We start from the raw sequence: 13,228 nt of genomic DNA, 5'->3' as shown, positions 1-13,228 counted from the left end.
CATAAAAATCAGTCTCAAGTGGGACGAAAACCTCGTCTAACCCTGCGAGTATGCAAGAGTGAAGTTTAAAAAGCTCAGTATTGTTCTTTTCGTTTTCTTGTATATCGGCGTTGCGGTAGGCGGCTACGTCTATTTCTACGTGACGAATCCGATACGAAAAATTGATGCAGTCATCACCCAAGAGCAGGCAAATGCGCTACAGACCGAAGTGACTGGGCTGATTGTCAAAGACACGCAAGCGGTAGTAAACGATGGGAGCTCAATGCGAGGCCTTCCCGCTATGGTCGCTGGGATTCCTGTTGAGGAAAACGCGCGAGAGCAATACCGCATGGAGATGAACCGGTTTGGAAGCATGCAACGAGACGAGTTCTCGTACGTGTTTGGCGAGGAGAAAGCCCCAGAGAAGGTGAAGATCCTGGGGCTTGATGAAACAGAAGAAACCTCACCAGCGACTCGTTACATTAATGACAACTCAAACATTGTTGTAGATTTTTACTTCACGTTAAAAGTGTTGGATGTAAGCGATTCAGCAGTAACCAATGCGTCATCGTCTGATACAGGCTACATAAGTTATAGCGCTCAAATCGAAATAGATGATGAGACAAAGAAAGTCATTTCACTTTCTATGTACTGAGTTTTCACTAACGCCTTGAATAGTTGGGGTTGTTGTACTGATAGTTTGACGTTGCCCCAGTAGCACGCCAACAAGCACGACAACAATTCCAACTATTTGCAGGGCAGTTAAACTTTCACCGCCAAGCATCGCACCAACGACAACCCCTGTTACGGGGTTCAACAGGCCAACTAAACCTATGGTTCCAGGTGAAAGATGCTTCAACCCGGTAAACCAGGCAAGGTATGCGACTGCTGTTGCGATCACCGATAAGTAACCGAAACCAAGAAGCTCTGAAGCGTTTAGTGCCGGGGGAGTTCCCTCAAAAAGCAGCGCGAATGGAATCAACATGAGGCCACCAGCGGTTAGTTGCCATGACGTAGCGGCAAGCACTGGAGGAGCATCACCTTTACTGGTCCATTTTTTCGTCAAAATGTAACCGAATGATGTGACGAGCATGGCAGTGGCAGATGCAAGAATGCCAAGCAAGTTAATGCGTCCTGTACCGGTTGTCACCATAAGGAACACACCAAAAAAACCAAACGCTGCACCTAGCAGAGGCAACGCACGCGGCCGGTCAGATAACAGCAGCCATCCTACAAGCATCATGACGAGTGGAGACAAGGCCATAATGGTTGCCGCCGTTCCCGAAGGTAGTAGCTGCGCCGCAACATAGACCAGCAGGAAAAACACTCCCATGTTGAGTGTTCCTAAGAGTAGGGAACGCCACCACCACGAACCAGAGGGTAGTTTTCGTGCCCACAGCAACAAAATAATTCCTGCTGGAAGCGCACGTAACACGGCGCCCCACAATGGTGCATCCTCGGGCAGAAACGCTTTAGTGACGTAGTAGGCTGCGCCCCACGTGATAGGTGCGAATGCTGCTACGAGTGACCACCGTCGTGTTTCTTCCATTCCACTGATGCTACGTGCCTAACTTTCGCATCTCGTGTTTTTCGCTGCGTCAACTGCATCACACAGATATCTCGAGGCGGTGATGTGAGCACGGGGCATGGACGGAGACCATATTGTGGTGCGAGACGTTTTGGGGACTAGCCGTATCGCGGGTACCCTAGTGGAGGTTCCCTAACCAAGCGTCCGTAGCTCAGGGGATAGAGCACCGCTCTCCTAAAGCGGGTGTCGTAGGTTCGAATCCTATCGGGCGCACCACTCTTCTTTTTAAGAGGCTGATGCCTGTGCCGTGGCAGGGCTGGTCCATTCACGCATTGTTGTGCCGCGTGTGCCATAGGTGTGGTGCACGAGTACGCCGTCGTGGGTGTGGTGGAACCGTGAGAGTGTGTGTGGTTCCGTATTGAGGTTTTGGCCGTGGCGTGCGTCCGTTGTCACCGTGTAGTTTGTGATTCCTTGCTGGAATATTCGGTAGTGGACGCATCCACCTACTGCGCATTTTATTGAGATAATTCCAGATTCGTTGATCCACTGGTTGCCGTTTGGGTATGTGCCTTGGGTTTTCATGTGCGTCTAACTTGTGGGGGATTGGTCTTCTGTGAGTATGTCGCGTTGCGTTGACCTGCAGGTTTCTGTTTGTTGACGTGCACATGAATGTTTTGGATTTTCGACGAGGTGTAAGTCACAGGCTTCTACTGCCGAGACAACAGCGAGAACATGGGGAGAAGTGCCCTTACTGTGTGTTGTTTGTCACGTTAAGTTTTCGGTTTTTTGTATAACCGCAGGTCAGCAGATGGTTTACCCGCGAAGGTTTTGTCCGAAAAACGTAAATGGTTGACTGATACTTACCGGTCGGGCAGTATTTTGAGTGTCAGTGCGAGCCGCCTGCCCCCTGCGTGGCTCGCACTGTACCTTCAACAGGCGACTTAGGTCGCCTTTTTGCTTTTCACAGGGCTGTAGCGTGCATGACGTGAGGCGCGTATAAGAAAAGCCCTCTCGTCACAAAGTGCGCACACTGCCACAGTAGACTGTGGAGAATTGCGAAAATTACGGCGCGCCAGTCTGAATCGTCGTGGTAACCCATATAACGTGAAATTGGATTTTCCTGTACGTCACCGTCAGCAAGGGGGAGAACTCCACATTGACGGTAAGGATGGGTTGCATAGTACGACGAAAGGGTTGCGCGACATGGCGAGCACTCCGCAGAGCAACGGCTCCAGCGCAGGAGCCACCGAACACCACGTGCACGGGGGCAATGCACTGGACACTACCAGCGCGCCCACCGCAAGCACACCAGCGCCTGCACCAACCCCCGTGCGCACACAAACCACAGCAGAACTCGTCTCAGATTCTGTCATCGAATGGCGTCGCGCCCTCGTCAAACTAGCAGGCGACTCATCCCTCGCAGACGTCTCCCTACTCGGCGATGCCGTACTCGACCTCACCGCCGCCCACCCCTCAGGAATCGCCCAACTTTTCGCTGGCCGACCAACCCGCCTCACCAACATCTTCCGTGAAGCCGCATCACTCCCCGTTGCCCGCAGGAAAACCCGAGCAGTCGCGCAACGTTCCCAAGACCAAGCCGAACGCTACGGAATAGCACCCACCTACCTCGCCATCGGCATCGCAACATGGACAGAAACCGACACTGAAGAAGTCATCAACGACGTCACCGCACTCGCGCGCGTCACCGGCAACACTGCCCTGCACCTGCAAGACCTCGCACCCCAAATTCCCCAACAGCGCAGCCGAACAGTAAAAGCCCCAGTCCTACTGCGCCCCATCTCCATCTCCTCACGCGGCCAAGACACAGACTTCGAGCTCAGCCTAGAACCCAGCGCAGAAGTCAACCCCGTCCTCGCCCGCGCATTACGCTCACGCGGAGCACTGCTCGACCCCATCGCACTAGCCCGCGGCGCATTCACCGGCGCAGGATTCGACCCATCCACCGCACTCGACCGCATCAACTCCCTCGGCGAAGCAGTACTACCCGACTTCGAAATGGTCGACAAACTCCTCGTCGGCACATTCGTGCACCCAGGCCAAGCACTCGTCGACGACCTCGACGACTTCCACGTCGGACTGGAACGACACGAAATAATTGCGGCACTCGCAGGAGACGAAAAAGCGCGCGAACTCCTCAACGTCGAACTCCCAGAACCACAAGTCGCAGACTACGACCCAAACCTCGAACGAGGGGTAGGGGACCTCGACATCACCGGACGTGCAGCCCTAGACGCGCTCGCCACCGGATCACACATCTTCGTAGACGCACCCATTGGGGCAGACTCAACCGGCGTAGCCGCCGCAATCGTCGCAGAAGCCGCCGCAATCGGACGAAACATCCTCTACGTTCCAGGCCACCGCAGAGCAGCCCTCGACCTCACCTCACGCCTACGCAGTATGGGACTCGACGAACTCCTCCTCGACGTCATCCCAAGCCCAAACTGGCGCACCATCGTTTCACGGCGACTCCTATCAGCGATGACCCTCGAAACAAACCCGCTCGACACCCGAGCAATCGCAGACAACCGCCTCGCCCTCAAAGAAACCCGAGACCACCTCGGAAAAATGGTCGACGGCATGCACGTAAAACGCGACCCCTGGGGAGTATCCGCATACGACGCACTCCAAGCGCTGGCCCGCCTCACCTCAGAACGACCCGCACCCTCAACCTCAGTACGATTCGACTCCGACACACTCCTACGCATCGCATCAGGCCAGCGCGACCACATCAGCGAAGACCTCACCCGAATCGCAGAACTTGAAGGATTCACAATCCGCCCAGCCGCAACCCCCTGGTTCGGCGCCAACATCGAATCCGACGAAGCCGCACACACCGCACTCGCACACGTCAACCGTCTCCTAGACACCACATTCGCAACCCTGCGCGCCAACGTCGCACGCGTAAGCGAAGAAACCGGACTAGCCACCCCACCCACGCTCAAACAATGGGGCGAACAACTCGAAATGCTCGCTGGAATGCGTGAAATCCTCGACCAATTCCAGCCACTCGTCTTTGAACGCGCAGCAGACGATCTCGTCGCAGCCACAGCAACCAGACAATGGCGTGCAGAACGAGCCATCGAAATGAGCGGAGTGCAACGCCGCCGCCTCGTCAAACGCGCAAAAGACATGGTGCGCCCCGGCGTTCGAGTCACCGACCTACACGAATCCCTCGTAAAAATACAAAAACAACGCGAAGTGTGGGCCCACCACTGCCCAGCAGGCGGCTGGCCGCGACTCCCCGAAAACTTTGCACACATCGAAAGCAACTACTACGACGTACTCAACGACGTACGCGAACTCGCACCAGTTCTCGCTACAACCCCAATCGGCGGCGACCTCGAAGACGCACCACTCGACGCACTAGAAGACCGACTCAAACGACTCCGTGACGACAGCGCCGCACTCGTCACCCTGCCAGAACGTACCCGCCTCACCCGCGGACTAACAAGGCTAGGCCTCGCAGAACTCCTCAAAGATTTCACGCAGCGTCGCATCGACCCCATGCTTATGGACGCAGAACTCGACCTAGCATGGTGGGCCTCCGTATTCGAACACCTGCTCGCCGCAGACCCATACCTCGCAGGAATAGACGGCAACAGCTTCGAAACCTACGCCCAACGCTTCCGGCAACTCGACCGTTCACACGTTGACTCGCTCTCCCTGCCCATCAAAGTCGCCGCAATCAACCAAACCCAATCAGTGTTGCGCAACTATCGAGACCAAGGCGAAGGCCTCTTTGGGATGCTCATAGAAGAGCGCCTCACATCCGTGCGTTCAGCATATGAAGAATACGGCGATGTCATGCGCAAACTACGCCCATGCACGGTCGCCACCCCAACCATGGTTCCGCACCTGCTGCCAGCACGCAGAACAGTAGACCTCGTCGTCCTCGACGCAGTGCAACACCTGCCCGTAGAATCACTGCTGTCTGCGATAGCTCGAGGCCGCCAAGTCGTTGTCATCGGTGACCCACGCTGCGCTGCCGGTGGGGCGATCTCCCAACTCGCAGACATCCTGCCACGAGTATCACTATCAGGCGACGCACTGCGCAGAGATTCAGGACTCACCCGATTCCTCATGAAGCACGGGTACTCTGACGTCCTTGCACCCATACCTCTACCAGCAGCAACCAGTTTTGTGCGGCTTGAACAGGTGTACGGAACAGGAATGCCCGACCCCGAAACAGGCGCTGTTCTCTCAACCGACGCAGAAATCGACAAAGTGGTTGACCTCGCCATCAGCCACGCACTCGACCACCCAGAAGAATCCCTCGCGATCATCGCCGGATCACAACTGCACAGCGACCGAATCCGCGAAGCAATCGTCGCGCAAGTCCGCGAAAACCACGCACTAGTAGCGTTCTTCGACCCGCGACGCATTGAACCTGTCGTCATTTCAGACGTACGTGGAGTCGCCGGACTCAACCGCGACGCAGTTATCTTCTCCCTCGGTTTTGGGCGCACCCCACACGGGCGCACCCTTCACCGGTTTGGCGAAATATCTGAACCACACGGTGGCGCACTACTGTTGAACGCACTTGGCGTGACTCGTCGTCGTCTCACCGTTGTTGCGTGCTTTAACGCCGACGACCTCGACGTGCAACGACTGCGTTCCCCAGGAGCTCGTATGCTCGGCGCAATGCTCGACTTCGCTGCAGGAGGCGAAGGCGATCCAATCCCTGCGCCTGAACATAGAGAACCGTCTGACGCTGCACGTTCACTTGTGTCGATGCTGACTTCGGGCATACGTACGGTAGACCCAGCGCACACAACTTCAGCCGTGGCACACGTGGAAACACGCGAAAACGAGTCCGTTGCCGTTGAATCTGCAACCGCTGCGCCTGACGCTGCACAAGACACAGCAGCCATGGAACCAGTCGATAGCAGCGACGAAACCGAGCAGGCTCATAACGACACCGATACGCCACAAGACGTTACGGAAGAGACACCGGACGGTGCAGCTGAAGCCGAGCGCACCGATATCGCCGCAACAGACGAAACCGTAGATGACGGAAACACAGACCTTAGCGTCGCGTCATCAACCGAACCAGACCGACTCCTCATTGACTTAGCTGACAGGCTATGGAAATTCGGGTTGAGTGTGGAAACAAACTACGGTTTTGACGGCTCTGAACGCATTCCACTGGTTGCCGGGCACCCCGATTTCCCCGGTGAATACTTTGTTGCGGTTCTTACCGACGACCTCGCCTACGTTGAGCAGCCCTCATTGCGCGCCCGTGATCGACATCGCGCGGAACGCTTAGAAGCCCTTGGCTGGTCTGTTGTGACACTATGGTCGGTAGCGTTGTTCTTAGACCCAGAAGCGCAAGCTAATAAAGTTCGCGAAGCCGTGTTTAGGGTAGAAGCACATCGTAGGGCTCGAGACATTCGCGCAACGGGGGCGCTGCCAGTGATCCCATCTGACGCAACCTTTAGCGTGCTTGAAGCAGAGCGGACAGCATCAGACACTCTATTGTCAGATGCCGTATCTGCTGCAACGCAGCAGTCTGTCGAACCTGAAGACAGCAGCCTGCAAGCACGCCGTGGAGAACGACCAGATGTTCCATTCGGTTTACCCATGAGCGCTTACGGCGATGATCAACTTGATGAACTAGCCCTGTGGATAATCTCCGACGGCATCACCCGCGACGAAGAAGAAATCGCAGCAATAATGCGTGACGAACTAGGAATCCGTCGACGCAGTCACCGCGTCGATTCGGCTATTTCTTACGCGATTAGGCGCGTGTATTCCTAAGATGCCTACAGAAACACCAGAACCGCAGCGACCAGAACAGCCGCCGGCAGCCCCACAAGGGAAGAAACGCACACATCGTCGTGTAGTGCGTCAAGGTACGGAACGCGAAGCGATCTTTGGGGTCAGCACCGACGAAAAAGATGATGCACAGTCGAACACATCTACCGACAACGGCAATGATGAACGGCTGTTGCGTGATGTGCCACCCCATTGGGGTCGGTGACGTACATACGCGTGTGGGTGGTCCAGTTGAAAACAACTGGACCACCCACTCTGTTTATGCCAGATGGCTATGTCAGGCGTGTGCGTATTATGCGCTGCGCTGTTCTTTCAACAGATCGCGGATTTCTTGAAGCAATGCGATGTCTTCTGGGGTAGCTTCAGGCTCTGGTGCATCGCCCTTTTTCCGCAGCTCGTGCAACTTGTTCAATGGCAAGACGATGCAGAAGTAGAGGGCAGCACCGATCGCTAAGAAGCCAATTACGTCGGTTAGGATGGCACCGAATTTAAATTCGGCTCCGTTGAGTTTAAGAATAAGAGCTTGCGAAAAATCTGGTTCGCCGAAAAACACTGCAATGAGGGGGCTCATAAAGTTCTCGACCAGGCTCGTAACAATTTTGCTGAAAGCAGCACCAATCACGACAGCGATCGCTAGGTCAATAACATTTCCTCGAAGGACAAAGTTTTTGAAGCCGTTTAACATGTCTTTCACGTGAGTTGTACTCCTTGGTCGTGGCGATGCCGCTTAAAGGCGGCACGTTAGGTAACGATTGCTGCCATCAAAGCCCCGTCCCAATCACGATATGCGGCAAGTTCTTGGGCTTCGTCTGGCGTAACTGCAATAAGTACCGTACTGGAATCGTCGTAATTTTGGGGATCTGGTGGTTGTTGTGTCCATCCTTTCACCTGATCGTCGTCATGGTTTTGAGGCTTTTCCACCCGTATGACTGTTGCTTTGTGCGCTACTCGCGTTCCCTTGGTGTCATGCGATGCGTACAGATCAAGTGTGGTCCCGCGCGACACGTGCGCAAGAATCCCCATATTAGAAATAGTGACTGAGGTTAGCGTTTTCCCAGCGATGAGTGGATCGTCAGTAAGCGAAGCATGAAAAGCGTTAGGGGTGACCGGAGTTCCTTGGGGGATGTCGATAAGCGCCGTGAGGTTATCAAAATCTTGACTTGTTAAACCCGTCAGCGAATCTTCAATGTTGGCGTTATGCGGGAGGCTGATTGCCACAAAATCTGTTGCGCTCGCCACGGTTCCGCTCGGTAAATCCCGGGCTGCAACAAGCATAGTGAGATCAGTTCCTGTTACTGCGCTGTTTAAAGCCTGTAAGGCTTGGGAACTGACCAAAATGCAGGTTATTGCCAGCCACAAAAACCGGTACCTCCACAGCGAAAACTGTATTCGAGTGCGTAATGAGATTCCGGTGTTCAGCCGGGAATAGTTAGTGGTGCGACGGTGTGGACGCTGGGCAATGTGCATGCTTTAGCATGCCTGTCCATGCAGCTGAAAATATGCAGAGGGAAAACACTGAGCGCATACCCGTGCATATAGTGAGCTGGTTTTTTCTGGGGAAAACATGAGTGGGGGCAAACCAAACGGTTTACCCCCACTCATGTGGTGATTTAGTTTTTTGACGAAGATGATGCAGACGAATCCGTGCGGTAAAAACCTGAACCCTTAAACGTGATACCCGGCGTGGAAAAAACCTTACGAAGTAGGCCTTGGCACTGTGGGCATTGCGTGAGGGCAGCATCGGAGAAGGATTGCTGTACATCAAAGTTGTGGCCACAGACCGTGCAACGGTAAGCGTATGTGGGCACGATTTCTCCTTTTAATTTGGCAGTTCACAGGTGAATGGTGAGTATCGCCTACTCAACCCCTCTGAGTGCCGATTATAGTGCCTCGGCGGGTAGGTTCATCCATGTTGTGGTGGTTGCCACTGCATGTACAGGAAGGTCATGTTGTTCGCGTGGGAGTGGGCGGGTGGCCGCATCATAGATTTCTTCGGGGTAGACAAGAGCGATGATTTTGACGCCATCTTGCGCGTAGGCAAGGGCACGGTCGTACCAGCCACCGCCTTGTCCGAGACGAGTGCCAGAACTGTCAACGGCAAGTGCTGGAGCCAAGATGACATCGACTGTGGAGAGCGCGTCAGGGCCTAAAGCATCCGTTGAAGGCTCTGGTGGTCTGCCTGGTGCGCGTTGCAGTAGATCGTCTTCGCCAGCATAGGTTGCCCAGTCACGCTGCAATCCAGCACCAAGTACGGGAAGCAAAATGGTTTTTCCCATTGCTTGTAGATAATTGAGCAGGGGGAGTGTTGACGGTTCGCCAGCGCGCGATGCATAGAGAGCTATTCGTTGCGCATTTTTTACTTCAGGTATGGATAAGACGGTAGAGGCGATGTCTTGGCTTGCTTCTTTGCGTAGCCTTTCAGAACGGGCATTCCTTGTTTCACGTAAGGCTTGCCGTAATGCCGACTTTGCTTCTTCAATGTCTGTGGTTTCAGCGTTGGGATAGGGCTGTTTCGTGCCGCTCATAGTCAAAGTATCTCAAAGAAAACGCCATGATGGGGTCATAACGTTGCCGTAAAGTTAAAGATCCGCCGAAATTTATGTCGTGTGGTTTAGCCTAATATTTATCCCCGCACGCAACACCTTAAGGTCGGCATGAGAACTGTACAAGAACAACTTGCCCACGTACTCGCCATGGTTCATCAGGTTTCCCCCATTGATGTCGTGTTAACTGATGCTGCTGGATGCATTCTTGCTGCCGACATCGTCGTGTCTGAAGATGTCCCTTCTCGTCCGCTGGCAGCATGTGACGGTTATGCGGTGCGTAGCGATGATGTGCGTGGCGCAAGCCCAAGCAATCCAGCAACATTACCTGTCGCTCATGTTGTGAATGATGCGACTGCTGAACCTTTTCGCATTGTCGAGTTTCAAGCGATACGGGTATCCGCTGGTGTTCCATTGCCCGTAGGTGCAGATACGGTTGTTCCTCTGCACGACACAAACCGTGGAGATGCCACAGTTCACGTGTACCAGCGGCCCGAACCCGGTCAGCATGTGTGGTCACGCGGTTCCGACGTTGCAGCAGGTGAAACTGCTTTACGGGCGGGGACACGTCTTGGTGCACGCCAAATAGCGTTCGCTGCAAGTCTGGGTTATCAACGCATTCGAGTGCACCCTGCCCCACGCGTAGTTATTGTGCCGATCGGCGACGAACTCATTCAGCCAGGGTCAAACCAGCCGGGAGTTTTTGACGCGAATGGACCCTCTTTGCGCACGGCCGTGAGGGACGTTGGAGGGGTCGCCATTCAGGTAGCCCCAGTATCTGACGCAAACTCGCAGTTACGTGAAGCACTGGAAGATCAACTTGTGCGCGCAGACCTGTTAATAACTACCGGCGGCCTCTCCGAAGGAGAAAATGACACACTCAAAGACGTACTCAGCCCATTAGGTAAAGTGCGCTTTGACCATGTTGCAATGCACCCAGGCATGAACCAAGGGTGTGGCGAGTTGGCTGTAGAAACCTTTGTTCGTGACGAAGAACGTCGCGTACCCATGTACGCCCTGCCCGGGCATCCCGCCGCAGCGCAAATAGGTTTCGAGGTTTTTGTACGGCCAGCTTTACGGGCAATGGCCGGATACACCGATGTGTATCGACCGTCTATCGCCGCTATTTCTACAACACGGTGGGTGAGCCCGCCCGGGATCAGGCAATTTTTGCCAGTAGTTGTAACAGGCAGCCCAGACGAGGGGTATCAGTTCTTTCCCGTAGGTGACCCTGCCCGTGCAGAAACTCTCACGATGGGTGCATTGTCCCAAGCGAACGCGTTAGCGGTCGTTCCAGAAGACACGCGAGAAGTCACAATTGGTAGCCCCTTGCACTGTCTTATCCTTGATGACTAACGTGTGAACACATACACAACGGTATCGAGGTTGAAAGGTGACAAGCGGTGTTTCGTTCGACTCGATGGCCGGTTATGTTGCGTGAAGACGCATGGAATGAACCCCCTTATGGTTCGTTGCTGATACGACCGTTAAAACGTAGCGATCAACAACAGTGGCATGCTGTACGACGAATAAACCGTGAATGGTTAGCGCCGTGGGAAGCAACTGTGCCGCAGGTGAGTGGGGAACAGCGGATTCGTCGTCAAACTTTTCCGCAATATGTTTCTGCACTGAATCGTGCCGGACGCACTGGCGACAACCTGATGTTTGGCATGTTTTTGGACAGCGAATTTATCGGTCAAATATCGGTTGCCAATATTGTGTATGGCTCGTTGCGCGGCGCCAGCATAGGTTACTGGGTGGCTCAAGCCGCTGCAGGGCGGGGCGTTGCCCCAACTGCTGTGGCTCTTCTTATGGATTACTGCTTTGATGTTTTGCGGTTGCATCGTATTGAAATAAACATTCGTCCACATAACGCGCCGAGTTTGCGTGTTGCCGAAAAACTGCAGTTACGCGATGAAGGCGTTCGCGAAAAATATTTGCACATTAATGGTGAATGGTCTGACCACAGAACTTTCGCACTTACACGCGATGATTTTGATGGTTCGATGGTGCAGCGTTACCGCAATTACGCCGATAATTCCTAGTTTGGTGTTTTCTCCGTGGGGAGCACATGGGTAGTTGCTTTTCACGGTATGTTTACACTAGTGTCATTTGGTTCGACGACACACCGAATGAGATCCCGTTAGGGCTTGCTGCACTGGCATAACGTCATGACTGTGGACTCACCAGTGACCCTTGGTATCTTAGCGATCGTGGGGTTGTGGCTTGCCTATTTTGTCCCGTCGGCATTGCGGCGGCGACAAAACATGAAGGATTCGCGGGCTGAGGATCGGTTCTCTGGTGAACTACGAGTACTCGCAGTATGCACGCAAAGCAGCAAAGAAGATGGGGTAGCGTCGCGATCTGAGCCGACCAGCTCGTCAGCGATTTTGACTCCGCCGCTGGGCATGGACACACGCCCGCAACGGCAAGATCTGCAAGGAGGAACGATGACGAGCCAGGCCTCACCAGCGCGACGTGCCGTGTATGAGCGCCGAGCGGCAGCAGCCCGACGCCGTGCGATATTAACGTTTGTTCTCCTATGCGTGACGGCGGTTGTGGTGACGCTTGCCGTGATGAAACTTGTAAACCCGCTGTTTATTGCTCTTCCTGCTGGATGTACAGCTACTGTGCTGGTGCTGGGGCGCCGTGCAGTTGTAGCGAACCAACGAGCAGATGCGGCGCATGAAGAACGCGAACGCCAGCGCGCTTATCCTGCCCGGGAGATGTCTCCAACAGAACGGCGTTTAGCAGGTCGCCCCGTTCCTGCGGTGCGCACTGGACAAATTGAGCGTGTGCGTGAAGACGTATCAACAACTGTCATGAGCAGAGTTGAAGCGTCTATGTTCGCAAAAAAGCACGTTACTGGCCGCCCTGTTGCACACGATGTGGCGCAATCGCGTCCTTCTTCTCAGCGACCACATATGTCACAACCTGCTTCTGGCAGTACGGCTCACGTAGCTGCATCGGGCTCAGCGCGTAGTGTCACAAGCGCGCACAGCGCACCAATTCCGGTAGTGCGTCAGACTCAACAAGCGGCACCTGTTACTCCACCTGTTCGCACGTCGGTGCAGCAAGCGCAAGTCCAACCTTCCGCTTCAGATACCACGTGGTCTGCTGTTTCAGTTCCGCCTCCGGTATATGCGGCAAAGGCGGCAGCTCCACGCTGGGAGCCACCACCAATCAGCGCTGAACTTCGTCAGATCACCCAGCAGCGAATGGAACAAATCGCGCATGATTCGCAGGCGCGTAACCGTGCGATAGAAGATCGCGAACAGTCAGAAGCTGCTGGTGAAACTGTGGACAGCCTTGGTGTAAATCTCAACTCTGTTTTGGCTCGCCGACGAGCAGTCTAGGTTATGTCGGGCTGGGCTAGGTAGGC

The 13,228-nt window shown here is 54.5% G+C and carries 11 protein-coding genes, 1 tRNA gene and 1 pseudogene; 7 read left to right on the top strand and 6 right to left on the bottom strand.

Translation table 11 applies throughout. From position 1 onward, the window contains the following. The first annotated feature begins 58 nt into the window (after window positions 1-58). Window positions 59-634, top strand: a complete 576-nt coding sequence (locus ACR9EC_RS06645) for a hypothetical protein (protein WP_435298460.1) — start codon at window positions 59-61, stop codon at window positions 632-634. On the opposite strand, the gene ACR9EC_RS06640 is transcribed toward ACR9EC_RS06645, so the two are convergent. Further along, window positions 617-1,528 carry an EamA family transporter gene (locus tag ACR9EC_RS06640; protein ID WP_435298459.1) on the bottom strand — a complete coding sequence of 304 codons (912 nt, stop codon included), beginning with the start codon at window positions 1,526-1,528 and terminating at the stop codon, window positions 617-619. The genes ACR9EC_RS06645 and ACR9EC_RS06640 overlap by 18 nt on opposite strands. A gap of 179 nt (window positions 1,529-1,707) precedes the next feature. Here ACR9EC_RS06640 and ACR9EC_RS06635 point away from each other — a divergent pair. Next, a tRNA-Arg gene (locus ACR9EC_RS06635) sits at window positions 1,708-1,783 on the top strand. A 9-nt stretch (window positions 1,784-1,792) separates the two neighbouring features. On the opposite strand, the gene ACR9EC_RS06630 is transcribed toward ACR9EC_RS06635, so the two are convergent. Then, window positions 1,793-2,089, bottom strand: a complete 297-nt coding sequence (locus tag ACR9EC_RS06630; RefSeq protein WP_435298458.1) for a hypothetical protein — start codon at window positions 2,087-2,089, stop codon at window positions 1,793-1,795. 522 nt (window positions 2,090-2,611) lie between these two features. On the opposite strand from ACR9EC_RS06630, the gene ACR9EC_RS06625 reads away from it, so the two are divergent. Both ACR9EC_RS06625 and ACR9EC_RS06620 read left to right on the top strand, forming a co-directional pair. Continuing rightward, entirely contained in the window at window positions 2,612-7,285 is a 4,674-nt protein-coding gene (locus tag ACR9EC_RS06625; protein ID WP_435298457.1) for a hypothetical protein, read from the top strand. A 1-nt stretch (window position 7,286) separates the two neighbouring features. Beyond that, window positions 7,287-7,508, top strand: a complete 222-nt coding sequence (locus ACR9EC_RS06620) for a hypothetical protein (protein WP_435298456.1) — start codon at window positions 7,287-7,289, stop codon at window positions 7,506-7,508. A gap of 87 nt (window positions 7,509-7,595) precedes the next feature. On the opposite strand, the gene mscL is transcribed toward ACR9EC_RS06620, so the two are convergent. The 4 genes and pseudogenes from mscL to ACR9EC_RS06600 form a co-directional block, all read right to left on the bottom strand. Next, window positions 7,596-7,988, bottom strand: a complete 393-nt coding sequence (mscL, locus tag ACR9EC_RS06615) for a large conductance mechanosensitive channel protein MscL (RefSeq protein ID WP_435300623.1) — start codon at window positions 7,986-7,988, stop codon at window positions 7,596-7,598. Between the two features lie 56 nt (window positions 7,989-8,044). Then, window positions 8,045-8,770, bottom strand: coding sequence for an SAF domain-containing protein (locus ACR9EC_RS06610; RefSeq protein ID WP_435298455.1), 726 nt, complete (start codon window positions 8,768-8,770; stop codon window positions 8,045-8,047). A 152-nt stretch (window positions 8,771-8,922) separates the two neighbouring features. Continuing rightward, window positions 8,923-9,111, bottom strand: a pseudogene (locus tag ACR9EC_RS06605) (FmdB family zinc ribbon protein); the annotation flags it as partial. A gap of 72 nt (window positions 9,112-9,183) precedes the next feature. Then, the gene (locus ACR9EC_RS06600; RefSeq protein ID WP_435298454.1) at window positions 9,184-9,828 is read right to left on the bottom strand and encodes a 5-formyltetrahydrofolate cyclo-ligase; all 645 of its coding nucleotides are present in this window, start codon (window positions 9,826-9,828) and stop codon (window positions 9,184-9,186) included. A 129-nt stretch (window positions 9,829-9,957) separates the two neighbouring features. Here ACR9EC_RS06600 and ACR9EC_RS06595 point away from each other — a divergent pair, with 129 nt between their 5' ends. From ACR9EC_RS06595 to ACR9EC_RS06585, 3 genes are all read left to right on the top strand, one after another. Continuing rightward, window positions 9,958-11,202 carry a molybdopterin molybdotransferase MoeA gene (locus tag ACR9EC_RS06595; protein WP_435298453.1) on the top strand — a complete coding sequence of 415 codons (1,245 nt, stop codon included), beginning with the start codon at window positions 9,958-9,960 and terminating at the stop codon, window positions 11,200-11,202. A 47-nt stretch (window positions 11,203-11,249) separates the two neighbouring features. Further along, window positions 11,250-11,891 (top strand): GNAT family N-acetyltransferase, encoded by a 642-nt coding sequence (locus tag ACR9EC_RS06590; protein ID WP_435298452.1) that lies wholly within the window; start codon window positions 11,250-11,252, stop codon window positions 11,889-11,891. 126 nt (window positions 11,892-12,017) lie between these two features. After that, a complete protein-coding gene (locus ACR9EC_RS06585) occupies window positions 12,018-13,202 on the top strand; it encodes a hypothetical protein (protein ID WP_435298451.1) in 1,185 nt (394 codons plus the stop codon). The last annotated feature ends 26 nt before the right edge of the window (window positions 13,203-13,228 follow it).

This window comes from Timonella sp. A28 (assembly GCF_051200815.1).
In the GTDB taxonomy this organism is placed as follows: domain Bacteria; phylum Actinomycetota; class Actinomycetes; order Actinomycetales; family Cellulomonadaceae; genus Timonella.
Note: the sequence above shows the minus strand (reverse complement) of the source record. Positions and strands in the feature narration are given on the sequence as shown.